A 23,485-nucleotide genomic window follows, 5' to 3' on the forward strand; every position below is an offset into this window, starting at 1 on the left:
GGCGCTGACCCATTTCATCAACGTGGCGCGCCGGCGGACGCTGGCGGATGTGGCCTTCCCGGAGGCGGATCAATGAGTGCGGGATCGCTGTCGATCGAGGAGGCGGTTCTCGGCTATCCGCTCGAGGACCTGGCGCGCCGCAGCCGGAGCGGCGGGAGCGGCACGCGCGTTCCGGGCGCGGGGCAAGGCAGCGTACAGGCCCGATCCTTCCGGGCCTTTGCCGGAAATGCGCAGCGTTCGCCGCAGTCTGTGGTGAAGCGGATCCGGGCCGGGGGGTGTCACTCGAAGGAGGAGCTGACCCGTCAGCTCAATTACATCACCCGGGAAGACGCGGCACATGCCACCTGGAGCAACTTCGCCGGGGTAGACCGTGATCTCCGGCCGACGACGTTGTCTCGGGCTGTCGAGGACTGGTCTTCGTCCTGGCGCGGCGCGCCCCGGCGCGGGCACACCGACCACATCATCCTGAGCTTTCCGAAGGGCACTGGCATCGAGGCGGCCGAGGCGGTGGCGCGGAAGTGGGGGCAGGCGATCTTTGCCAGCGGCGACTATGGCGATCAGTGGCGCTATGTCGCTGCGGTGCACCGCGACCCGGATCACATCCATGCGCATTTTGTCGTCGACAAGGTCGGCTGCGACTGGGGCAACTTCCTGTCGATCAGCATGAAGTCGGAGCTGAACTACGACGTGATGCGCGAGTGCCATGCCGAGCTCTCGCGAGCGCATGGTATCGATATGGTAGCCTCCAACCGCCTGTCGCGAGGGATCATTGAAAACCCGCCGCGCGAGACCGAGTACCGCGCGGCGCATGACAAGACCGGCCGGGGCGACCTGGTTCCGCCGCCGCCGATGTCGGACGCGGAGAGGGCGCACCGCCGCGCGGTGGTGCAGGACTTTGCGCGGCAATATTCCAGCCTTGGTCTGCTCGCCTCGCTCTCCGGTCCCGGAAACGCGTTCATGGAAAAGCTGTCGCAGGCGTTCTTCGCGTCGGCGCAAACCCTAGAAGAAGGAGGCTCTCTCATGGCAGAGCCCGATACCCTGATGCCACCGCAAACCCACGCTGCCACGCAGGACGGGAGCTTTGATCCCGTCGCGGCCATGACGCAGGCGCGCGAGCAGTTGCTGGCCGAGGCGCGGGAGACCTGGGAGAGCATTCAGGCCATGGAGGCCGGGCCGGAGCGGGTGCGGATGGAGGCGGAGTTCTCCCGCACCAGCACCGAGCTTATGGCAGCGACACAGGCCGATCCCTTCTTCCAAGATCATGCGATGGTGGCTGAGACGCGCGACGATGTCTTTGCGCATCTCACCCCCGCCTCGCTGCAGCATGTACGGGACGGGCTCGAGGCGGAGGATCCCCGCGTGCGGCAGATCGACAGCACGTTGGACGATCTGCGCGAGGCGCTGGCCGCCGCCTTTGCGCAGGATGCGGATCTTATGGCGCAGCTTGGCACGACTCCGGAGGAGTTGGCGGAATACGCGGCGCAGGGAGACCACTCCCTGGCGCAGGCAGCGCTGTGGCAGGGTCGCGCGGAAAGTTTGGACGAAGGTGCCTCCGCGCGGCTGGCCGCGGTCTTCGAAGAGGGGCATCGGATCATCGACGGCGTGGCGGTGCCGCGGGACCTTGTCGAGCAGCTGGCGCTCGACCAGCTGCTGAGCGTGGACAAGCATCACCAGCTTGCCGACGTGCCCGCCATCGAGAGCCTCGTCGATCGGATGGCGGATACGCTCTCGGACGCGGAGCTCGCACAGATCCTCGAGGGCGACAGCACGCCTCTGCAGGAGGAAATCCGCGATCCCGCGGTTCGGGCGGCGGTCGCGGCCGAGCTGAAAAACGAAGCCGACCTCGTGGTGGGGCAGGGGGACCGCGAGCGCGAGACCGTGGAGGCCTACCAGGCCATGGCGCGAGAGCGGCAGGCCGAGCTCGCGGCCGAGCATGCCGCGGAGCGCGGCTTGGACATTGAGGACGGGCACGAACTCTAAGCAGACGGGAGGATCTCTGACGATGATCCAGAATCTAGATACGGCGTGGCGCTACCCGCTCGCCGTGATTGGCGGTCTGCTGGCCGGCGGTTACATCGGCGCCATGCTCGCCACGATCTACGGCGCGCTCGTGTTCCGCGAGAGTTTGAGCAGCCTCGATCCGCTCGAGCCGTGGTTCCTGCGCTGGAGTTGGCCCACGCTTCAGGCCAATCCGGATGCGCTGCAGGTCATCTTCCTCATCAACGGTCTGGTGGCGCTAAGCCTCGTTGCCGTGGGGGTCGCCGGGGTCTACCGCGGCCGGCTCACCAGCTACGACGACGCGCATTTCCAGTCGCGGCGGGAGATGCGGCGCAACAAGATGGTCAAGCCGATCTCCGAGGAGGGCTTCGTCTTCGGCAAGACCACGGGCGCGGAAAAGCAGGGGCTCTACATCTCCGCCACGCCGAACCGGTTTCCACATTTCATCATGGTAGCCCCGTCCGGGCGCGGCAAAGGTGTGGGCTTTGTCAGACCGAACCTTCTGCATCATGGCGGCAGTGCCATTGTGCTCGACGTGAAAGGCGAGAACTTCGAGAAAACCGCGATCCACCGCCAGAAGGGTCTCGGAAACCGCATCTGGTATTTCTCACCTTTTGACTACGTGGAGACCGAAGACGGGCCTTCGACCCGGACGCATCGCTTCAACCCGCTGGCGCGGATCGCGGCCATGTCGTCTCCGGAGCAGCAGTATACCGCGCTCAATATCCTGGCCGACCAATTCCTGGTTGTGCAGGGAGATGCGGCCAAAGGCTTCTATCAGGCCGGCAAGCGGCTCTTCGTCGCCTCCTGCCTCTTTGCCATCGAGCAGGGCAGGCCGAACCTCGGTTTTGCCAAGGAGATCTTCGGGGGCGGCGGCAAAACCGAGGAGACGTACCGCGAATACGCCGAGATGACCGACATCCCCATCGTCGCGACGATCTTTTCCGAGATGGCGGGGATGAGTCAAAAGATCACCGACAGCTACCGCTCGGTGATCAATGGTGCCGGCTTCCAGCTCTGGGACGACCCTTCGGTAGTCCGCGCGACGCTGGAGAACGACTTCGATTTGACCAGTTTCCGCCGCGAGGCGCAGACGCTCTATATCACCACGCAGTCCGAGCACCTGACCACACTGGCGCCGCTCGTGCGACTGCTCTTTGCAGAGGGCATCGCGTCGCTGCAGCGTGCCGAGCCGGGCCCCGACGAGCCCTACACGGTCATGTTCCTGATGGACGAGTTCGACCAGCTCGGGCGCCAGCCGCTCGTGGAGAACAGCATCAAGACCATCCGCTCCTTCGGGGGGCGCTTCTTCATCATCACCCAGTCGATCGCCGGTCTCGACAACCCGTCGCTCTATGGCGAGGCCGGACGCCGCGCGCTCATGGCTGGCGCCGGGGTGAAAATATTCATGACCCCGCAGGAGGACCTTACGGCGACGGTCCTGTCGGACATGCTGGGCAAACACACCGTGGTGTCGAAGACCGAAAGCCAGAGCCGCCTTCGCGAACTCGACGACAGCGCCAATATCAGTCGCCGCAGCGAAGAGAGGGCGCTGCTTTCACCGGGCAAGCTGCTGCAGTTCCCGATCGACGAGGCGCTGATCCTGCCAGAGGGCCAGTATCCCATCAAGGCGCACCGGATCACGTCCTACGAGGACCACCATTTCGGGCCGATTGAGGCGGCGCGTCACGGGCACGCGCTGCCCTATCCGCCGCTGACCGCCAGGCCGAAGCGCAAGGTCGCGAGCCTGGCGCAGATTACGCATGCGGAGGAGACGGTCGAGACCTGCGAGCACTACGGTGCGCGGTTTGCCGAGATGCGGGCGCGGGCGGAGACCAAGCGGAGCAAGGGCGGGAAAAGCGGGGCAGCGTCCCGCCGGCGACCCAAGCGGGCAGGCGCCACGGATTTGGCGAAATTTGAGGATGCTGATGGGGGCGTGCAGCAGGAGGAGAGCGCGAAGGTCTAGGAAGCCCTTTCCACGGGCGGCCCATCCTCCTGTCCTCACCGCCCACCCCCGGACCTGAAAAACGATCTTTGGCCCTGAAAAACTGTACCTGCTGCGGGTGTGGCATGAATTCTGTCACCGGGTCCGCGAGTTCGAGGCCGGAAGCCACGGCCCGCGAACTCCGCTTCTCAGCCGATGAAGGCTGAGCCCGGTGACAGGGCTCATGGCCGCCTGCGAACACCTTCCGCATCCGCTCGGTGAGGTTTGGCGATTACTCCTCGCTCTCAACTGCCGGGTAGGCGCTCGCGGCCACCCCTGCCGGCCTTGGCGGCACGTCGATCCAGGCTTCCCCGCTGGCCACGACGCAAGCGAGCCCATCAGGGTGCACGGCAAGGATCGTCCAGGTTCCCTTCTCAGCTGCGCGCCAGACCTCCAGCATGCGCGTCGCAGACTGAAGTCCACGCCCGACAAGCGCTTCGTCGTAGGTGCTTTCGAGCGTCCCGGTGATGGTCTCGTGGAGCCCGCAGACCATCTGCGCCGATGCCGGTGGTCCGGCGGCAGCCAGTCCAAACGTCAGGCTGAGACTTATCAGACGTTTCCACATGATCTTCTCCTTCCCTTTCCCGGGGTCGGACAACTCAAGGGCAACGACCCCAGCTCCAAGTTGCGTCATATATATGGTGTCTGAGCACTGAGATTACACCGAAACCTGCCGAAGATTTGATTTCTCTCGACCTGAGGGGCGGACGGCAGGGCCGTTCTTGAGCGGGCGAGGACTGCGCCCAGGTTGCGCTTCTCCAGCCTGGAAAAAATGTCGTTGCACGGCGGGGAGGGGATCACAGCGCGCCACCGAGTTTGCGTCCCACATGCGCGCGTCGCGCTCGCCAGCGCCACACGCCAAAGTTGATTTCGCAGGCAGTTAGGTTGCTCTAAAAGAACAGGAATTGATCGGGGCGCTCGCAGAGGTGCCGAAGTCATTGGGTAGGAGCAAAGGTACGATATGACCGTGAGAATGTTGTCGGACGCCGCGCTGAGACGCCGAATAGGGCGCTGCCGCGAACTCGACGAGCTCGTGTCGAACCGATACGAGCGAAATGCCACACGATTGCATGACTTTTATTAGATGATCGCCGCCGGTGAAATCTTTGACGACCTCGACGTCGGGTGGCGGGAATGGAAGCTCGGGCGGCACGGCCACTGGTTGCAAACTATAGACGACATGAAGACGACATACCTCGGTGAGCTCAAGCGACGTCGTTTCCGGTCATTGGATGACATGCAGCTCAGCGCGCTGTGCGCGCGCCGCGAGAGTGAAGCAACCGGACTGATGGAAGACGATGCGGGTCTTCTCTCATCGGCCGAGGTGGAAGCTTATGCGGAGGTAAGTGATCTCGACCTTGCCATCGAACTCGCGAGGCGGGCTGATTTGTCGGCTGACGATACGATCGCGGAATATAGAGAGCGGCTCTCGATCGGGCTGAGCAATTCGGTGAGGTCGAAAGGGGGCGAACAGGCAAGGTCTTGAAAGTTTTGGGTCTGCAGGTCGATGAAGACTCGAAGGGCAGTGGCCGGCTCAAACCGTTCATTTCTGATGTCGCGCGGGCCCCGATATCCGGTTTGGTTGCATCGCGGGGGTACGGTGAGTAGTTTGGCGATACCAGAAACAGGTTAGGTCGGTGCGGTTGGCCCGGCCCCCGCGAACGGGTCCTTTCGCGCATCGGCGCTCCGATTGCCGCGTCCCATGGTCCAAGCGCCTGCGCATGTTGTGCAGGCGAGCTCAGAGGACATGTGCATGCAGCAACAAATCTCGGTGGTGACCCTTGGAGTTTCCGATCTCAAAAGGTCCAAAAAGTTCTATGGCGATGGCTTCGGCTGGACCCCGGTATTCGAGAACGCGGAGATCGTTTTCTACCAGATGAACGGCCTCGTGTTCGGGACATGGTTGAAGGCATCGCTCGAAGAGGATGCCAGGGCCAGCGATCTGCCCGCCGCGGGTGCCATGTCGCTCGCCCACAATGTGCGCGAGGAAGGGGATGTGCAGAGCGTCATGAAAACGCTCGTGGCTGCGGGGGCGACCGTTCTTCGAGAGGCCGATGCGCCGCCCTACGGGGGCGTCCGCGGCTACGTCGCGGACCCCGATGGCCACATCTGGGAAATCGCGTGGAATCCAGCCTGGCCGATCGACGAAGAGGGTCGCGTCGTCTTCGGGGTGTAGCGACGCCTGGGGCTGGTGGGAGGGACATATCGCGCGGCGCGCCCTCATCCGAGTTCACGTCCCCGCAAGCGAACTCGGGGCGGGCGATAGCATTCGGCTGATGCTGGCCCGAAGCAATACATCTCCCGCCAGAACTAACCCCGCCTTTTCGGTCGGGGTTAGTTCCGAAATCGATATGCTTACTTAGCGATTGCCAAGGCCTCGAGATCACCACCAGCAGCAAGGTGATCCTCGACCCATTTCGGCTTTCGACCTCGGCCAGTCCACGTTTGGGCCGAGTTCTCGGGGTGTGCGTACTTGGGCGTGCCTTTCGAGCCTTTGGTGCTGCCGGCCTCCATCAATTCCGAGAGGGAATACCCGGCTTCCTTTGCAAGAGCCTCGGCGGCTGCTCGAGCCTCGGCTTTCTTGCGGGCATCATAGTCGGCGAGAGCTTTGTCAACTTTCTTGCTCAGCGCCGTCAGGTCTTCTTTTGACATTGAGAGTAGATCGAGTTGCAGGGTCATCGGTTTCTCCAGATTGGGATCGGCCCTATGTCGTCGGAATGAAAGATGACTGCAAGTCGCGATAATGTGACTGTGATCGCAAGGGCTGGATTGCGCTTGATGCTGCCATCCGATCTTGGCGGCCTTTGGGTGAAAATAAGGCGCCAACAGGGGCAAATAAGAACGGCGCCTTTTAGAAGTCGAATGGCAAATTAATCAGCTGAAGGAAAGATAAACATAGGGAGAGCTCCTTATTCCGGACATATTTGAGCGCTGACGAAAAGCCGAATTCCAAGGGCCCCTGATGAAGAGAGAGGGGCGCCGCAGATCGGGTGGGAATTGTTAGCCAGGCTTCCCTGCAAAGAAAACTGGTCATCGAAATCGCACGCGAAGCTATCGAGCTCTTTATGGATCGGTGGGTGACTGAGCAGGCGCCTCTTCCAATGTCCAGTGCGGTGGTGGCCCTGGAAAAGCATCCAATGGCTTTGACGATCACAGGCGAGGCAAGAAACTGAGAGGGAGAGCAAATTTCCGGTGTGTTCTCAGGATAGGAAGTCCAAATTTTGGCGGAATGTTGAGCAGAACAGCTGGTGTGCCAAGCGCGAGCAAAATGCGTTTTGCTTCGGGTGATCACGATCGCTGGCTGCCTGCTTCCTTTCGGCTAAAAAGGCTAGGTCAAATGCTCCCCATTTTTCATCCGCTTCACGGCCGCCTGATCCACAAGACTTTGTGCCCCTGTTTCCTAAGAGTTGAGAGGCCATGATTATTCGACAACTTGAGGATGAACGGACTCGACGGAATCAAATGAATCACGCAGCGTCATCGAGGTCCGTGAGTGGACGAACGTGCCCGAGGAGGCCTCGAACAAACCTCCGGAATTTCCCCGGAGCCGAGGAGGAGGGCGACACTTTAATGACATCGCTTTTCATTACCAGTTGCCCCGGTTTGGAGAATGTTTCCAATTCCGGGGCATTTGGTTCCGCCGGGATAGTAGAGTGTGTTCCGAAACTTGGGGCGCGGCTTCCGTGGTCTCGGTCAGTCCAAGGCCGTGAAGGCAGGCGGGATTGAGCCGTGGCGGAACGCGGTTGACGCGATGCCCGCGGCTCCTCACGTCAAGCCGCGGTTGGGGCTGCAAAGGCGCTAAAAGACCATTCAAGGTGCGAAGAGGAACGGGTGTAGGGCTCTTGATGCAAATACCAGGGCACTAGCAAGGGGGACGTTGAGCGCGCTTCGATCCGTGAGTGGTGGCTTATCTGAGCATCGGGGATAGGATCCGCCCAGCGGAGGCCGACGAGGCGCGCTCATGATCATTAAAGCTAAATCCTCAAGATCATGCAACCGCCTTGCACGTGGCTAAACAGTTGTTTCCAAACCCAACATGTTCATTCAGCACATCGTTATCGCGCGGTGAGCGAGGTAACCCACCGCACAAGGGGTGGGCCCGGAAAAGGTCGCACAAATCGAGCGCATAGCAAATTAACTCTCATGTGACCGTCCGGCAGGCCCGGAGCACCCCGGCCCGGTGCCCTCATATTCACGGTCTCCGGTGAGTGCGGTGATCCCGGCAATGCCAAGCATCGGTTGCAGAATGCAGCGTCGGAACTGGCGACGGTCCCGGAACGCTGAAGGTTCACCGCACTCGGGTAGCAGCATAGCACAGCATAGGGGGTCACGCATCGACCTATGGTTGCTAGCGCAGCCCGCCGTCTACTAGCGTCGCTGTTTGAGCTGTGCCTTTAGTTCCGCGGCTTTGCGGATGCGAACCCAGGCCAAGCAGCCGAAGGGCAGGCTGCCGGCGGTGATGGAGAGTTCAAAAGCGGCAAGGAGCAAACTGTCGGTCGAAACGGCCGCTAACATGCATGCGAACGCCAGGTAAAAAGTGACCGCTGCGATCAGAAAGTCTAGCTTTTGCCAAAGGGATAGAGTTTCGACGCTCACGTCTTCAACCATTTACCGCCATCCCACCGCCACCTCTTTCATCGAACTCATCCTCAAGACGAAAGTGCTGTAAGGTCAAGATGTATGTCCTTCGCAGCAATCATCCCTGAGTGGCGGGATCATCGAATTCTCGTAGCGAGCATGGGTTCGGCACGTCGAATCGCCTTGGCCGTGATAGCCTCGCACTTGAGCGCGACCGGGTCGCTGAGCAGTGAGGACGGATCTAACCACACTGCAGCGACATGATGTCTGTAATGACACCCGGTATCGGGTAGGTCGTGCTCACTCGCGCTCTCGCCGAGAAGGCTCCTCGAATTTCCTGCGACATTGGGGAGGGGTCCTTGGAGAAGGACAGGCTTTGCAATTGTTGCGATCTGGCTGGTGTAATTTCGACGCCGCTGACGGTGTGATCCCGGGTGGACGGCAGTCACTGCGGTGTTGGTCGGGTTAATCCTCATCTTCGCTATCTTGTTCGCGAGTTCCGAGTTCAAGACGGTCGCGCCATGAGGTTGGCTGGCAAATGGCGTGCGGCACCATCGGCTGGGGCTGGCTGCTCTGGCGTGCCTACTTGCCAGGATGCGCGCGGCAGAAAGATCTTCGGATCTCCCGCCGACCGTCCTTGCCCAAGCTGGATCACCAGAACGACGCTATGGGCGCAGTAGCGGCGGACCTCGTTGGAGCTCTGCTGAGCCCTGCGCCGCGGGAGAGACCACCGAGGCAGTCAGTTCACTACGCGATAATAGCGTTTAGGTCGTGGCCGACTTATTGGACGCGGAGCTCAGTGTCGGAATGGCCGATACATCGACGTCGCGGGTCGCATGCCAGGCATCATAGGCTCCCTGCATCCTGATCCAGACCAGTGGCGCGGTGCCGAACAACTTGCCAAGCCGCACGGCGACTTCCGGGCTGACGGGTTTCCGTTCGGCCAGCAGGTCATGCAGGTGCTGACGCGATATGCCCAGCAGCCGTGCGATTTCGGATTTGGATTTGCCGGTCGCGGGGATCACATCCTCGCGGAGCAGTTCGCCCGGATGCGTCGGGCAGCGGTTGGGGTTGCGGCTCATCCTCGCCTCCTAGTGATATTGCTCGTAGTCCAGCACATAGGCGTCGCCGTCGCGGAACTCGAAGGTGATGCACCATGGGCCGTTCACATGGACGGTGTAGCGCGTTGGAGTGTGACCTCGCAGACTGTGAAAGTCGAAGCCCGGCAGATTCATGTCCTCGGGAGCCGTGGCGGCGTCGAGGGCATCCAGTCGCCGCAGGATGCGGCTGTGCATGCGCGCGTCGATCTTCGACTTGCCGGTCTCCCAAAGAGCCTTCAGCTGCTTGTGTGCGAAAGTCTTGATCATGGCTTTATGTAAGCCGATAGGCGACATGTGTAAAGTGTTGGTTTACTCATGCATGGTCGCGAAAGCTCGATACTTCGGTGCCTCACGGGTGGCAACGACCCACGGCTTTGCCAACTTTTGAGCCATGCGAGGTGCGCTTTTGCGTAATTCTCGCGTTTCCCGATTTTGACGCAGCGACACAAGAAAACTCACGCGCAATTCGAGCGCCTAGCTGTTCGCGTCGTGAGATCGCCCATCAGGCGCTCACGACGCTCAGGGCTGAATTCGCGCCAGGGATCGAAAAGCTGCCATCGGCGTTTGCGGTGACCTCTTGACCATTGCCGAGTACATAGCGTTCTTGCCTTCCGGAAGATTGCCGGAAGATCGTAATCGTTGACCCGTCACCAGCTTCACACTCAATGATTTGAATGTTCTTCCAGTCCTCTGACATCGTTCCCTCCAGATCATCTTAGGGCTCGATCGATCTCTCACCTGTAGGTCTTGCGGCCTCGGTTCTAAGCATGGTGGCGAGCAGACATATTTCAACAGTGGAATGAAATACACAGTACCATTGGCCAGATCTTGCCACCGAGCTCTCGTTGCTGGCAGCCAGACGCATTTGCCCACTTCCACCTCGGTAATCGCTTGGGGCGACATATTTTTCTGGCCATTGGAAAGCCGAAAAGACCGCGCGGTTGGTGCATCGCCCACGTCAACCGGCGCAGGTCCAAAACCCGCGATAGATCGCTTCGGGACCAGGGTCGAGCCGGAAGGTGAGTTCGCTGTCGGAGCGTAGTACGTCCACCGGCTCGACCGTCATCTCCAAACCGTCTGTCCCGTAGTGCCCCTCACCGAGACCCTCGAGTTGCAGGATGATGCCGTTGAGGCGGGTTACTGCCGTGCTGCCATCTGCGGCGGCGATCAGCACCGGCTCCTCGGTGCGGGTGCGGCGAAAGGCGCAGGTCTCGCCCTCGGGCATCGCATCCCCTGCCTCCTCAGCGTTCAGCGGGGCAGGATCGAGCGTCGACAGGAGCGTGTTGCTAAGCGCGTCCTGCAGCGTGCCCTGCCGTACGGGCGGGTCTTCGTAGATCGAGGTCACCATGTTGCCGGCAGCGACATCGGCGATCAGCGCGCGCATCTCGGCGATCTCCTTCTTCTGGGCCGTGGCGATGCCGCCAGCGAGTTTACGCACCCTTGCGTCCTCGATGCCGGCCCGCTCGGAGGTCATGATGGCGATCGAATGGTGGGGGATCATCGCCCGCATGTAGCTTTCACCATTTACGGTCACCTGGCTGCGCACCAGCCAGAGCGCGCCGGCGAAGACGACGATGCTGCCCGCGAAGATGGCGATATTGACTGCCCGACTGGGATACATCGCCGCCATGAAGGCGAGCATCACGAACGCCATGGTCGCGCCCATGACGATCGCCATATAGACGCGGGTCTCGCTGAAGAAGACGTGCTCGAATGCGTAGGTGTTGAGATACATCAGCCCGAACATGATCACCGTTGAGGCGAGGATCATAAGGGCGAAGCGGGAGTAGGTCATCGGAATCTCCTTGTCGCTGAGATGGCTCAAGTTTCCACCGGGTAGCCCTGCGCCTGCCAGGCGCCGAAGCTGCCAGGCACATTGGTGATCTGCGAAAACCCGGCGCGATGCAGCAGGCTCGCGGCGATGCTGGCGCGAAAGCCGCTCTGGCAATAGGTGGCGTAGTCGGCATCCCGGTCGAGTTGGTCCAGCTCGCCTTCGAGCGTACCGAGGAAGGCGTGGCGCGCCTTGGGGATGTGGCCGCTCTGCCATTCCTCATTCTTGCGTACGTCGAGCGGAAGCACATCGCTCTTCTGAAGCTCTTGCACCGTCAACTGGTGAATGTGTTCGAGCGGTCGGCCGCCTTCGCGCCACGCACCGATGCCGCCCGCGAGATAACCCGCGAAGCGCGTATATCCGACCCGCCAAAGCAACTGGACCGCCTCGGCCGCCTGTTCGTCGGTCTCGGTGACGAGCGCAATGGGGGCCTCGGGGTCGAGCAGCCAGCCGGCCCAGACCGAAAGCTCGGGCTGAAGGCCGATGTTCAGCGCGCCCTTGATGAAGCCGCCGCCGAAGGCGAACATGTCGCGCACGTCCAAAAGCTCTACGTCTCCCGCCTCGAGCAGCGCCTCGAAAGCGTCAGGCGTCTTGCCAACGCAGCGAGGCAGCCCGTGCATGATCTCGGGCCCTGCGGCGTTGACCTTTTTCAGACGCGGGTAGTGCGTTGGCACGGGTGGTGCGTCCTGCGTCATCTCCGCCTTGAAGGACTCAAGATCGGTGATCTGCACATACTTGTTGTGCGCCTTCTCGTAGCCGATCGTGGTGGACATGCGGTCGCCGATGTCCGGCCCGCAGGCTGAGCCCGCGCCGTGGCAGGGGTAGACGATGACCCCCTCGGGCAGCGCCATGTAAAACTCCTGCGTGGTGCGGAACAGCGCCTCGGTCAGTTCGTCGGTCTTGTCGTCGCCCAGCAGGTCCGGCCGGCCCACCGAGTCCACGAAGAAGGCATCGCCGCTGAGCACACCCCAGGGGTCGTCGCGGTCCTCCTCGAACAGGAGAAACGAGACATGCTCGGGCGTGTGGCCGGGCGTGTGGCGAACTTCCAGACGTAGCTTGCCGAACTTGAAGCTGTCAGCGTCGCGGATACCGGTATGCGGGAAATCGTATTCAGCGTCGCCCTCGACGCTGACGCAAAGCGCGGGCGCGCCGTCCAGCCGTGCCACCAACTCGCGGGCGCCAGAAAGGAAGTCGGCGTGGATATGGGTCTCAAACACATGGGTGATCGTCAGGCCGAGCGCCTTGGCGCGTTCGATGTAGATCTCGCAATCCGGTCTGGGATCAACGACGGCTGCCGTCCCGCTGCCGGTATCACCCAAGAGGTAGGAGCATTGGGCGACACCTTCGGCGAGGATCTGTTCGAAACGCATGGTCATGGCATCTTCCTCCGGTGGTTGAGCGGGCCCTGCGGTTCTGCAGCGCCTCATTGCAGGAAGAATGCGTTCAGGTGGCTTTGCGTTCCGATTTTTGAATATGATTCTGGACCTTCGGGGGAAATCTACAGGGCGTTACTCGAACGCGATCGCTGGGAAGACGGAAGGAGTTGAACGCAGAGACCGGGGCCGCTTTGGAAAAGGCGGTTGAACAGGCGCGGCAGGAAGGTTGAGACAGAGAGTCTCCCTCGCAATGTCGACCACCGTGGAATAGCCTGTCATGGGTAGTGTCATGAGCAGGCTCCTGGCGCGCTGGGTGAGCGCAGTCAGCCTCTAGGATGATGCGGAATTCGATATCGGATTCGATTCCGATGTCCTTAAATGCATGAATATGAGGCGCCGGGCTTGTTCACCTTATCGGCTACGGTCTGAGCACTGCCCTCGAGGCGCTTCGCTTTTTGCGCTCAGCGAACTTGGCGCTGGATGCGCGAACAGTGTCGAGTTTGCCCCTCAGGCCGCATACCATCGCGTCCCTTTTGACCTCGTCGGTGGGTGTGAAGGGGCCTCTCCCGCCGTAAAGGCGAAATTCACTTCTGGTTCCGGACCATCCCTACGACCGAGCCAGCCAGCGCTGCAATTCCTCCGAGGACCACCGCTGCGATCCCGAGCGGGAAGAAAATGGTCCGGGAAGCGACAAAGTTTCCGGTGATGTCATCGCTGGAGACGAATTGATCGGCCGCGAGCATCCCGATACCGGCAGCTACCAGGATAAGACCCCAAAGGAAGATGATTTTCTCCATACACCTAAGCTCATGCTCGTCGTAGCAAGCCAGTTGGCGAACGTATCAAGAACCGACTTCTGAGAAATAACTGTCGGTGGCTGGTTTAGTCTCAACTTCCGCTAAGTCACCATTAGCGCTAACGCACATGCTGCGTACAAAGATGCACAAATCCGCGGCTTTCATCGCCAGCTTAGAGTGGAGGAGACCCTCGTGGATCACCGAATTGAGATCAGCCCGCAGTCCCCGGCAGAAATATCTCCGCAATCCCCCTTCTCCCATCCTCCCTTCCCAGTTGGATCACCACATCGATGCTGTGGGCGCAGTAGCGGCGCACCTCTTCGAAGCTCATGTTGAGCCCGGTGCCGAGCACCATCATCGCCAGCCGATCGATGGCCTTGAGGGCGGTGTCAGCGTGGATGGTGGTGAAGGACCCGCCGTGGCCGGTGTTGATGGCCTCGAGGAAGGTGAGGGCTTCAAAGCCGCGGAGCTCACCGAGAATGATCCTGTCGGGGCGCATCCGCAGGCTGGATTCCAGGAGCTTTGCGGGGGATTTCTCCGAGCCGGGCATCCGGTCCGATTTCATGGAGACGGTGTTGGCGTGGGCCGGGAAGAGCTCGAAGGCGTCCTCGATGGTGACCAGGCGTTCGCGCGGGCCCACCATGTCGAGGAGCGCGCGGGCGAAGGTGGTTTTTCCGGTGGAGGTGCCGCCGGAGATCACCACGTTGAGCCGATCCTCGATGCAGAGCTGCATGGCTTCGGTCACCAGGCCCGCGCCGGTCAACTCGCGCACCTGCTGCGCCCGGTCGCGACGGCGCTTGTCGAGATCGACGAGCTGACCATGCAGAAGCATCATGTCCCCGATCTCGAGCTTGGACTGCGAATACCGCCGGAAGCAGATCGAGGGCGCGCCTTCGATCACCGGCGCCGCCACGACCTGCGCCCGCAGTGGCGCACCGCCATGCGTGATCTTGCCCGACACGATCGGTTTTTTCGCCGAGAGTGGCACGTCGACCTCCGAGGCGATCGCCTTGGCAAGGTCCGCGGCCTGGGCCGGCGCGAAGCTCAGCCCTTCGGCCCGATGCATGTGGCTGTCCCCTTGTCGCTCGACCCAGACCCAGCCATCGGGATTGATCGCCACCTCCACCACGTGAGGGTCCCCAAGATAGGGGCCCAGGGGTGCAAGATAGCTTGCAAGGAAGGACGCGCGCGGCGGAGCCTTGTTCATCAAAAGAACTCCAGGTCGCGATCGACCATGACTGTGATGGCGCTGCCTTGAAGGGCGGTGATGATCGGGGGCAGGGTGGCGTAGTCAGCCGCCGCCGAGCTGGTGGCGTCGCCGAGATCCTCGGTGATATCGCGGGCAATGTCGGAGGTGGTGTCATCGTCGATCTGGGCCGCGGCGATGCTGGGACCAGCGCCGATGAGCGAGATCAGCGCGGCATTGCCAAAGCGCGTGCCGAAGCGCGTGGCGACCTGTCCGCTGATGCCGGAGCGGCCCATCTGATCCCCGCCAAAGGCCGAGATCTGCACAGATTGGCCGCCCGGTGTCACGAGACGGGTCCAGCCGATGAGAATGCGGCCCTGGCCGATGTCGATGTCCGAGCTGTAGGACCCGAAAAGGCGCGAGCCGGAGGGGATCAGCACCTGGCTCTGATCGAAGGACCAGACCGGGTAGTTGACCACGGCCGAGACGGCGCCGGGCAGGGAGGAGTCGACGGCGTTCTCAAGGCTCGCCTGGATCATCGTGCCCTGCAGGACCGTGTAGGACGGATTGGCAATTTCCGTCGCCTGCTCGGTCGGCGTGGCACCAGTGCTGCCGCCGGCACCGCCGGTGACAAAGGCGCGCAGCGCGCTGTCGCGGGATTGCCCGCGCGGGCTCAGTTGGCCGGCTGTGTCCCCGGGTCCGCCGCTCGCAGGTCCCGCGCTGCCTGAGCTTGCGCCACTGTCGTAGATCACCGCTTCGGACTCGACGCGGGCCTGCAGTTCTTCCTGCTGCTGGCGCCGACGTTCGGCCAGCTCGGCCTCGCGCTCAGCTTGTCGCCGCCGCTCAGCTTCGGCGTCCTGGGCCTCCTGTGCGGCGTCATTGCTGGCGGTGGTGATCTCGGTCTGCAGCGCCAGGTTCTCGCGGCGCAAGGACTCCAGCGCCTCTTCCTGCTGGATCATGCGCTCTTCATTGGCCGCCTGCAGCGATTTCAGCTGATTGGCGAACTCCTCGCGCATCTGCTGCGCCATTTGCGCATTCTGCTCCTGCGTTTCCTGCAGGGCGCGGGAGAGGTCTGCGACAACGGCGCTGTCTTCGCTGCCCGCGCGACCGGACAGATCGGCGAGGCTACTTTGCAGCTGCTGCACCTGTTCCTGTAGGGAGGCGTTGCGCTCTTCGAGCGCGCTGCGCTGACTGTCGAGCTGGTCCTGGATGAGGCCGAAGTCGAACCCCTCGTCCTCGGGCTCAGGTGCAGCGGCAGGCGCGATATTGCCGAAGCCGCTGCCAGTTGCCCCGTCCTGGAATTCGGTGACGTTGGAGGTTTCCACGGGCGCGCTCTCGTCTTCGCCCGCGACCATGGCGTAGGCCAGCACCACGAGCAGGCAGCCCGCGATAATGCCGGAAACCAGCGTGCCGGCGAGCGAGTTCAACCGCAGCGCCGCGCGGCGGCGCTTGCGTTCAACGCGGTAGGCTTTCTCCTGCGGTGCGCCGCCACCTTCGAAGTCAGTCTCCTCGAAAGCCTGATCGTCGGTACCCTTCTGCTCGGCCATCTCAGAACTCCTTCCCGGCAAGGCTGCGGAGGATGAAGGGATCCACGGTCTTGCCGCCCGGCACGCGGCGGATGCAGATCACCTCGTCGCCGATCCGGATGGTGAAGGCGTCTGCCACACCGCCGACGCGCACGATCCGGCCGCGGGTCTGCGAGTTCACCGTCAGCTCATAGCCCTCGCCGTCCACTGCGAAGATCGAAGGGCGGACCCCCTGGCGGAACTCGAAATACGTCGCGTGCCCGTCGTTCCAGACTGCCACGGGCCGGGCTTGCCCGCTGCCGGCGTATTCGTAGCCGGTGTCGCGGGTGCCGATGGCCTTGGGGGTGCTGGATGCGCGGGCCGGCTGGTCTTCGGGGTAGTTGACCGCGACGCGGTAGGTCGGGGTCTTGCTGCGGCCTTCGGTCAGGACGAAGGCGATGGCGCGGCGCGAGGTGTAGATGGTCATATTGCTGTGGGCGCTGGCGATGACCGGTTTTACCGAGACCGTGTTGCGGTTCGACAGAACCTCGACATCGAAGGCCTCGGAATCCCCGAGAAGCACTTGCTCGATCCGTTCGCCGCGGCCGAGCTCGAGCGCGGTGTTGGTCCGCAGGTTGGTATCCACGCGGATCACGTCGGAGGGGTTGTACCAGACCGAGCGCACGCGGGCGTCCTGACCCATGGTTTGCGGCGCGCGTTCGGCCAGCGCCGGCAGGGGCAGGAGGAGAAGGGCGAAAAGCGTGAGGGCGTTGGCGTATCGCATGGTCAGCCTCCCAGCGTCTCGGCCGAGACATTGAAACTGGTCACCGTAAAGCCAAGCGGGTTTTCCCAGACCCGCTCGAGGGCGCGTTCCTCGCGCGGCTGGAACTCGAAACCGATGACCGCGACGAAGGGGCGGGTGACGCTGTCCTGCCGCGGCGTGCGCAGGGTCTTCTCATAGCGGACCTGAGCGACCGTTGGCTCGAGGAAGGTGATGGTCTTCACCCGCACGGTGACCTCCGCCCCCTGCCCATAGAGGCGGGGCGGGTAGGTCTCGTTGACGCTGTCATTGCTCCAGAGCGCGACGAGCGAGCGCCGGGCGCCGCCTGCTGAGCGGCGCTGCACGCTTTCGAGCCGTTCCTGGATGCCGGCCATGAGGAAGGACTCGCGGTCTGACACGTAGGAGACCAGCAGGCTTTCCTTCACTGCCTGCTCATCCTCGATGCCGGTGGGTTGAACCTGCATGATGCGCTCGGCTGCACCCGTGTCCCGGTCCACCAGTACGGTGAAGACCTCGGTTGTCTTGAGCGGCATCATCGTCGCGATGGAGAGGGCCATGAGGACCGAGACGCCGGTGGAGACACCGGCGACGATCCAGGCGCGCTTTTCGCTGCGGCGCGGGGCCATGATGATATCCGTATCGAAGCTGTGTTCTTTCACCAAAAACCTCCTTCGCAGGCCGATTACTTGCCGCCCTTGGCGACGGATTTCTGCGCCAGGGACACCGCGAGCCGGGCTGCTGCGGCCGCGCTGCCAGGCGCGCCGCCCGCGGCGCTTGCGATCGCGGTGCCGACCGCATGGCCTTCCCGGCGGGCGCCGGAGCTAATCCCGTATTTGGGTTCCTTGCGCCCGGTCATGCCCTCGGCCATGCCGCGGGCGCCGGCCACGGCGCCATAGCTGTGTGACTTGGCCTGCTGGTAGGTGCCGGTGGCGGCCTGCCCGAGGCCGATGGCGGTCGAGCCGAGAGATTGGGCAATGGTCGGGACCATGAACATGAGCCCGGTGCCGAGCATCATGACCACCACGAAGCCGATGATGTCGCCAATGGTCTCGGCACCGCCAAGATCTGAGGTGAGCATCTCGCTGGTGGCAATGGTGAAGCCGGCCATGGCCGCGGTCAGCAAGGGCACGAAGGCGAACCCCAGGGCCAACTTTACGTAGGCCTCGAAGATTGGCGCCGATTGCTTGAAGAGCGTGCAGGCAATCGCCAGCGGCCCGACAACAATCAGCACCGCAATCATCAGTTTCGCGGCGCAGATGACGACGATGGAGATGGTCGCCATCAGGGCTGCAATGAGGAACATGAGTAGGCTGGCAAGGGCGCCGGAGATATAGGAGCCGTTCTCGGAAACCGTCTGGCCCAAGTCGAGGGCTTTGACGAAGAGTGTATCGAGGCCGTCATAGAGGTCCGTCACAATCGCACCCGTGGTCGCCTCAAGAATGGTGCCGCCCAATTGGCTCGGCGTCTCTGTCAGCACCCCATAGATCGCGTCGAAGTTGGCAAAGGAGGACAGGAAGATCGCGACCAGGACGATCCGCATGATGAGGCTGAGCCCATTGCGGAGTGTCATCGGGACAGCCTGGATGGCGAGGTTGATCCCTGTCATCGCCAGGAGGAGCACCGCGCCGACGCGGAACACCGGGATGACCGAGCCCGCCACTTCGTTGTAGGCGGCGGCACCAACAGACGCGGCCGTCGTGTCCACAGCCGAAAGAGCATCCGCAATGATCGCCATCACGGGGCATCCCTGCAGCTGTCGTTTCGGAAGGTGCGATAGGCGCGGTACACGTCATTCTTGTTCGCGATATTGTATTCACGCAGTTTCGCCATCTCGGTCTCGGAAATGTCCTCCGGCATCACGCCAAGGAACTCGACCGAGAACTCCTCGAAGGAGCGCGCGGCCTGCGGGCAGGTGCAGGTCTGCTCTTCGAGGCGCTGCGACATGTTGAATGTTTCGTACGCGGTGCGCGCCGTGCCGAAGTTGAACCCCGGCTTGGCGAGCAGCCCAACCTTCGGCGGCTCCCGGCGGCAGAGCGCCTCGTCGCCTTCGAAGAAATACATGCTGCGGCTCTGCATTTCCTGCATGATCGCCAGGAGCTTATCTGCATCTTCGGCCTCGACCGCCGCGATGGCCGCGGCGCTGAGCTCCGGTGCCGAGGCGGCGCTGTAGTCCACGGCCCAGGCCGCACCGCCCGCACCTGCCAGGACGAGGCCCGCCGCCAGGCCCGTGATCATCTTCGCAAACATATGGGTCTCCTCTTTCAAATCGCGTTTGGGCGCCGCTCAGTCGGCGGTGCCCGAGTAATCAAAAAAGCTGCGCTCCTTGGCCTGCTCGGCGGCCCAGTTCACGCCGGTCTGGCCCTGCGCGAGGCCGGCGGCAGCATTGAGCCGCCACATCTGGCCGAGCATGAAGTTGGTTTCGGCCGCCATGCGGGTGTTGAGATCGACGCTCTCCTTGAGCGTCTCCTGGTTGGCGATCTCATCCACCAGCCCGTTGACCCGCTCGAGACTGGATTCCGCCTCTTCGTAGGAGAGCTGCGCCGCGGCAATCGCCGTCGCGCTGGTGCCGGCGGTCTGGGCGATGACCTTGTCTTGGGGGTTTTCCGAGGACGACAGCTGCGAGAGCCGATCGGAGGTCAGCCCGGCCGAGGCCAGCGTCTCGCGCATCTGCTCGGCGGCGTGCTTTTCGCCCATTGTGACGTCGCCATCGAGCAGGTTGTCCAAAAGCGCGTCGAAGTCCCCCATGGCCAGGTCGTCGGCGAAGCCGCTGAGATCGGTGATCTTGGCGGCGCGATCCCGCAGGTCTTCGGCGCTGTTGTAGAGCGTGGCGATGTCATTGAAGCCGGTCAGCGAGTCCCCGATGAACTCGAGGCTGGTGATCTGCTCCATTTGCAGCTCTATCTGCTTCTTCAGCTGCTGGATTTGCTCGATCTGGTTCTCGGCATCCTGCAGCGCCTGCTGCAGCTGTTCGACGTTCTTTGCGAGGTTCGAGCCGTCGATGACCGGCACGCCCTGCGCAAGACCGGGCGCGGGCGGCGCGAGGGCCGCGGCGCTGGCGCTGCCGAGGCAGATGGCAAAGCGGCGCAGGGCCTTGCGAGCGGTCCTCTCACTCATCGCGATACTCCCAGAAGTTCGTGACCTGCAGGCCCTGGGCGGCGTCTGACATGCCGCGGGCGGCTTCTACTTTCACCTGCGCGGCGCGCAGGCGCAGGGTCAGCGCCATGAGACGGGCGCGCTCGGCCATCATGTAGGTGTTGTGATCGACGGCCTGCTTTTCGGTCTCGGGCCTGGCCTGCTGCAGGAGGCCATAGATGCGCTGCATCGCTTGATTGATCTGGCTGTTCACCTCGCCGGCGTAGCCCATGGAGGCATCCGACCAGTTGCCCCATTGCGCCGAGGCGCCATCGACCCCGGTGAGCGTGCCGGTCTGATCCTTGCCGGTGATGAGCGACAGGTAGCCATCATAGTAGCCGCGGATCCGGCGGACGTAGTTCTGCGTCTCGTCGAAGGGTGGCACGCCGCCGTATTTGTCGACATTGCCGGGCCCGGCGTTATAGGCGGCAAGGGCAAAATCGATCCGCCCGTAGGACTTGAGCTGGGCCAGGATGTAGCGCGCCCCGCCGTCGAGGTTCTGCCAGGGATCGCGCGGATCGACGCCAAGATCGGCGGCGGTGCCGGGCATGAGCTGGCAAAAGCCCATGGCGCCCACATGGGAGACCGCGGCGTTGTTGAAGCGGCTTTCCTGCTTGATGAGCGACTGGAAAAGGATGCGCCAGGTCAGCGGGGTCAGGCCCGCGGCGCCGACACCGGCATGGGTTTCGTATTTCGCGGCCGTTTCGATGATCATCTGCTCGACGCCGGCATCGTCACCAAAGAGCCGCTGCGCATCGGCGCTGCTTTCCTCCGTCACTGGGTAGGTCTCGCTCGCGCTCGGAAAACCGCCCGCGCCGTCTTCTAAGCCCGAGACATCGGTGGTGCCCGTCGTCTGGTCAAGGAAGCGTGCATAGGCCTCCAGCTGCTCCTGGTGCAGATCCTGCTGCGCTTCGCGGCGGCCCAGCTTTTCCTGCTGCTTGGCAAAGTCACGCTCGCCCTCGGAGAGGCGCGAGATCGCATTGGCGAGGTTCGAGCCATCGACGATCGGCACCCCCTGCGCCAGGGCGCTGGGGGCGGGGATTGCGGCGAGCATCAGCCCTGCCACGCCCAGTCCCGCCGCCCCGGTCCGCGATGCGGCTGATTTCGGCATGCGCTCAGAGCGGGGAGAACTGGCAATCATCCACGCCCTCCGCAGCAAAACTCATTTGGGAAGGGGAGGCGGCGCCCCGGCTCACCACGGCGCCGCGCGTTGCCGTGGCCGGAATGACCCCGTAGCTGCCCTCGGTCCGAAACGTGCCGGCGCAGGGCGACTTGCGCCCGGTCGAGACACCGGCGGCGCAGCCAGCGAGGGCCAGCATCAGCGCGGCGGTGGAGAGGAGCTTTGTCATGCCATGTCCTTCCAGAAATCAGACTTGCGGCGCCATTCGAAGGGCGCGCGGTCTTCGCCTTTCGCCCCGCCGCCGAGCACGGTGACGAGATCCGGGCCGAGGCCGGAGAGGTCGAAATTGACGAAGAGGCTGTCGCCGGCGGAGCGCAGCAGTGCGAGGCGCAGCCCGCCGGTGCTTTGCGAGACAAACTCCGCCTCGCGGTCATTGAGCTTGAGGATGCGATAGTCTTCGGGATGGGCCGCCGGGTTCGGAAACAGGATCTGCGTCGAGACCATCTCGGAGATGATTGACCCAACACTCGACTGCGCGAGATGCCCGGGGGTCTGGGTCAGCATCATCACCACGCAGTTCTTCTTGCGCATGGTGACCAGCCATTCCTGCAGACGCTTCACGAACATCTCGTCGTTCAGCATTTTCCAGGCCTCGTCGATGACGAGGATGGTGGGGCGGCGGTCCTCGATGACCCGCTCGATCCGCCGAAAGAGATAGGCCAGAAGCGCGGTGCGCTCGGTGCCGAGATCGAGAAGCTCGCTCATATCGATGCCGACGACATCCTCGCCGATTTGAATGCCGGTCTCGGCTTCTTCGTCGAAGAGCCAGCCAAATCGGCCCGCCGCGGTCCACTCGCGCACCCGGGCGACGAGATCACCATCGTCGTCGGTTTGATTCACCGCCGAGGCCAGGGCCGAGAAGCTGCGCAGCTCGGGCTCGGCCGCCACCACGCGGCGGATGGCGTCGTTCAATGCCACGGTCTGGAACGTCTCGAGCGGACGGCCGCTGCGCGAGAGAATGTCGGCAGTCCAATCGGTGAGCCAGGCCGCGCCGCGGCTGTCGGTCTCGGTGAGGAAAGGATTGAAGCCCGTGGGCTGGCCGATGCGGACGGTGCTGTAGGTGCCGCCCATGGCGCGCACCGCCATCTCGAGGCCGAGGTCCTTGTCGAAGACCACGATGCGGGCGCCGACGCGGCGGGCCTGCGCCATCAAAAACGCGGTGCCGAGCGTCTTGCCCGAGCCCGGGCGCCCCAGCACCAGTGTATGCCCGCCGGAGGGCTCGGCGGTGCGGGACCCCGGCTCGTGGAAATTGAACCGGTACTGGCACGACGACACCGAGGGCAAAACCGTGATGGTCTCGCCCCAGGGCGACTGGTTCTTGTCGCGTCCGGGCGCGCCGGCGTGGAAGGCGGCAAAATCGGCAAAGTTGGTCGAGGTGGTCAGCGCCGCGCGATGCCGGTAGCGCCAATTGCCCGGCGCCTGGCTGAAGAACATGGCGCGGGCGGCGAAGCTCTCGCGCACCAGCGTGGCGCCCGACTCCTGCCCGGCACGCCAGACCTCGGAGGCGGCCTCTTCCAGAGCCTTTTCACTGCCAGCGGTGACCATGACGGTGAGCTGGTGCTTGCCCAGCACGCCGCGCCCGGAGGCGATGTCATCGAGAAGCTCGTAAAGCCCCGCGCGCAGCGACTGCGCAGCATCCTCAGTTGCCCCCATCTGCCGGGCGGTGCGGGAGATCTTTTCCTCGGCCTCGTTGTTGCGGATTGGCGTGAAGCTGTTGGTGACGACGATGTCGTAAGGCAGCTCCAGCGCATCGAGCACGGTTGGCAGCGACTTGTTCGGCCAGGCCTTCAGCCCGAAGATCGCGCCGAAGCGGCGGCTCATGCCGTTGTCGATGGCGAAGCGCTTTCCCTTGAAGAGGTATTGGGCGTTGGTCATGGAGGCCGAGAGGAACTGGCCCGGCTGCCCGTGCATCGGTTGGAATTCCTGACCCTGGATCGTGCCGAGATAGCCGAGCCAATCGCCGTCCGAGACGCGTAGGCGGCGGAACCCCACGGCGTGATACATTGCCTGCAGCAGGCCCATGGCCTCGGCCATGCG

23 protein-coding genes are annotated in these 23,485 nt (G+C 63.1%); 4 read left to right on the top strand and 19 right to left on the bottom strand.

Features of this window, described 5'->3' with window-relative positions; genetic code table 11:
- Window positions 1–72: 72 nt before the first annotated feature.
- Together G0D83_RS23930 and G0D83_RS23935 are read left to right on the top strand one after the other, a co-directional pair.
- Complete coding sequence (locus G0D83_RS23930) at window positions 73–1,980, top strand: relaxase/mobilization nuclease domain-containing protein (RefSeq protein WP_164197097.1); 1,908 nt, start codon at window positions 73–75, stop codon at window positions 1,978–1,980.
- Window positions 1,981–2,002: 22 nt separating this feature from the next.
- Window positions 2,003–3,964, top strand: coding sequence for a type IV secretory system conjugative DNA transfer family protein (locus G0D83_RS23935; protein ID WP_164197098.1), 1,962 nt, complete (start codon window positions 2,003–2,005; stop codon window positions 3,962–3,964).
- Window positions 3,965–4,214: 250 nt separating this feature from the next.
- Here G0D83_RS23935 and G0D83_RS23940 read toward each other — a convergent pair whose 3' ends face one another.
- Window positions 4,215–4,547: a hypothetical protein gene (locus G0D83_RS23940; RefSeq protein WP_164197099.1), complete on the bottom strand. Its 333-nt coding sequence runs from the start codon at window positions 4,545–4,547 to the stop codon at window positions 4,215–4,217.
- A gap of 519 nt (window positions 4,548–5,066) precedes the next feature.
- Between G0D83_RS23940 and G0D83_RS23945 the strand changes: the two genes are divergently transcribed.
- A complete protein-coding gene (locus G0D83_RS23945) occupies window positions 5,067–5,468 on the top strand; it encodes a hypothetical protein (protein ID WP_164197100.1) in 402 nt (133 codons plus the stop codon).
- 267 nt (window positions 5,469–5,735) lie between these two features.
- On the top strand, window positions 5,736–6,158 hold the full coding sequence (locus tag G0D83_RS23950) for a VOC family protein (protein WP_164197101.1): 423 nt from the start codon (window positions 5,736–5,738) through the stop codon (window positions 6,156–6,158).
- 179 nt (window positions 6,159–6,337) lie between these two features.
- On the opposite strand, the gene G0D83_RS23955 is transcribed toward G0D83_RS23950, so the two are convergent.
- The 18 genes from G0D83_RS23955 to G0D83_RS24040 all read right to left on the bottom strand — a co-directional run.
- Entirely contained in the window at window positions 6,338–6,661 is a 324-nt protein-coding gene (locus G0D83_RS23955) for an H-NS family nucleoid-associated regulatory protein (RefSeq protein WP_164197102.1), read from the bottom strand.
- 1,689 nt (window positions 6,662–8,350) lie between these two features.
- Window positions 8,351–8,590 carry a hypothetical protein gene (locus G0D83_RS23960; protein ID WP_164197103.1) on the bottom strand — a complete coding sequence of 80 codons (240 nt, stop codon included), beginning with the start codon at window positions 8,588–8,590 and terminating at the stop codon, window positions 8,351–8,353.
- A gap of 734 nt (window positions 8,591–9,324) precedes the next feature.
- Window positions 9,325–9,642 (bottom strand): HigA family addiction module antitoxin, encoded by a 318-nt coding sequence (locus tag G0D83_RS23965; RefSeq protein ID WP_164197104.1) that lies wholly within the window; start codon window positions 9,640–9,642, stop codon window positions 9,325–9,327.
- A gap of 9 nt (window positions 9,643–9,651) precedes the next feature.
- Entirely contained in the window at window positions 9,652–9,927 is a 276-nt protein-coding gene (locus G0D83_RS23970; RefSeq protein WP_164197105.1) for a type II toxin-antitoxin system RelE/ParE family toxin, read from the bottom strand.
- A 235-nt stretch (window positions 9,928–10,162) separates the two neighbouring features.
- A complete protein-coding gene (locus G0D83_RS23975; protein WP_164197106.1) occupies window positions 10,163–10,357 on the bottom strand; it encodes an MHC class I heavy chain in 195 nt (64 codons plus the stop codon).
- A gap of 261 nt (window positions 10,358–10,618) precedes the next feature.
- Window positions 10,619–11,455: a DUF305 domain-containing protein gene (locus G0D83_RS23980; protein ID WP_164197107.1), complete on the bottom strand. Its 837-nt coding sequence runs from the start codon at window positions 11,453–11,455 to the stop codon at window positions 10,619–10,621.
- Window positions 11,456–11,481: 26 nt separating this feature from the next.
- Window positions 11,482–12,867 (bottom strand): rhodanese-like domain-containing protein, encoded by a 1,386-nt coding sequence (locus G0D83_RS23985; protein WP_164197108.1) that lies wholly within the window; start codon window positions 12,865–12,867, stop codon window positions 11,482–11,484.
- A gap of 584 nt (window positions 12,868–13,451) precedes the next feature.
- Window positions 13,452–13,664: a hypothetical protein gene (locus G0D83_RS23990; protein WP_164197109.1), complete on the bottom strand. Its 213-nt coding sequence runs from the start codon at window positions 13,662–13,664 to the stop codon at window positions 13,452–13,454.
- A gap of 211 nt (window positions 13,665–13,875) precedes the next feature.
- Window positions 13,876–14,871: an ATPase, T2SS/T4P/T4SS family gene (locus tag G0D83_RS23995; RefSeq protein WP_164197110.1), complete on the bottom strand. Its 996-nt coding sequence runs from the start codon at window positions 14,869–14,871 to the stop codon at window positions 13,876–13,878.
- Window positions 14,871–16,397: a TrbI/VirB10 family protein gene (locus tag G0D83_RS24000; protein ID WP_164197111.1), complete on the bottom strand. Its 1,527-nt coding sequence runs from the start codon at window positions 16,395–16,397 to the stop codon at window positions 14,871–14,873. Before G0D83_RS24000 ends, G0D83_RS23995 begins: the two co-directional genes overlap by 1 nt.
- Window position 16,398: 1 nt before the next feature.
- The gene (locus G0D83_RS24005; RefSeq protein ID WP_164197112.1) at window positions 16,399–17,139 is read right to left on the bottom strand and encodes a TrbG/VirB9 family P-type conjugative transfer protein; all 741 of its coding nucleotides are present in this window, start codon (window positions 17,137–17,139) and stop codon (window positions 16,399–16,401) included.
- 2 nt (window positions 17,140–17,141) lie between these two features.
- Window positions 17,142–17,795 carry a type IV secretion system protein gene (locus G0D83_RS24010; protein ID WP_164197113.1) on the bottom strand — a complete coding sequence of 218 codons (654 nt, stop codon included), beginning with the start codon at window positions 17,793–17,795 and terminating at the stop codon, window positions 17,142–17,144.
- Window positions 17,796–17,818: 23 nt separating this feature from the next.
- Window positions 17,819–18,871 carry a type IV secretion system protein gene (locus G0D83_RS24015; RefSeq protein ID WP_164197114.1) on the bottom strand — a complete coding sequence of 351 codons (1,053 nt, stop codon included), beginning with the start codon at window positions 18,869–18,871 and terminating at the stop codon, window positions 17,819–17,821.
- A complete protein-coding gene (locus G0D83_RS24020) occupies window positions 18,871–19,383 on the bottom strand; it encodes a hypothetical protein (RefSeq protein WP_164197115.1) in 513 nt (170 codons plus the stop codon). Before G0D83_RS24020 ends, G0D83_RS24015 begins: the two co-directional genes overlap by 1 nt.
- 36 nt (window positions 19,384–19,419) lie before the next feature.
- Window positions 19,420–20,250, bottom strand: a complete 831-nt coding sequence (locus tag G0D83_RS24025) for a type IV secretion system protein (protein WP_164197116.1) — start codon at window positions 20,248–20,250, stop codon at window positions 19,420–19,422.
- Window positions 20,243–21,409 (bottom strand): lytic transglycosylase domain-containing protein, encoded by a 1,167-nt coding sequence (locus G0D83_RS32665; RefSeq protein WP_304610674.1) that lies wholly within the window; start codon window positions 21,407–21,409, stop codon window positions 20,243–20,245. The genes G0D83_RS24025 and G0D83_RS32665 overlap by 8 nt, the downstream gene beginning before the upstream one ends.
- Window positions 21,384–21,617 (bottom strand): hypothetical protein, encoded by a 234-nt coding sequence (locus G0D83_RS24035; protein WP_164197117.1) that lies wholly within the window; start codon window positions 21,615–21,617, stop codon window positions 21,384–21,386. The genes G0D83_RS32665 and G0D83_RS24035 overlap by 26 nt, the downstream gene beginning before the upstream one ends.
- On the bottom strand, window positions 21,614–23,485 hold a 1,872-nt coding region (locus G0D83_RS24040), incomplete at its 5' end, for a VirB4 family type IV secretion system protein (protein WP_164197118.1). The genes G0D83_RS24035 and G0D83_RS24040, both read right to left, overlap by 4 nt.

Source organism: Salipiger sp. PrR003 (assembly GCF_010500785.1).
In the GTDB taxonomy this organism is placed as follows: Bacteria; Pseudomonadota; Alphaproteobacteria; order Rhodobacterales; family Rhodobacteraceae; genus Salipiger; species Salipiger pacificus_A.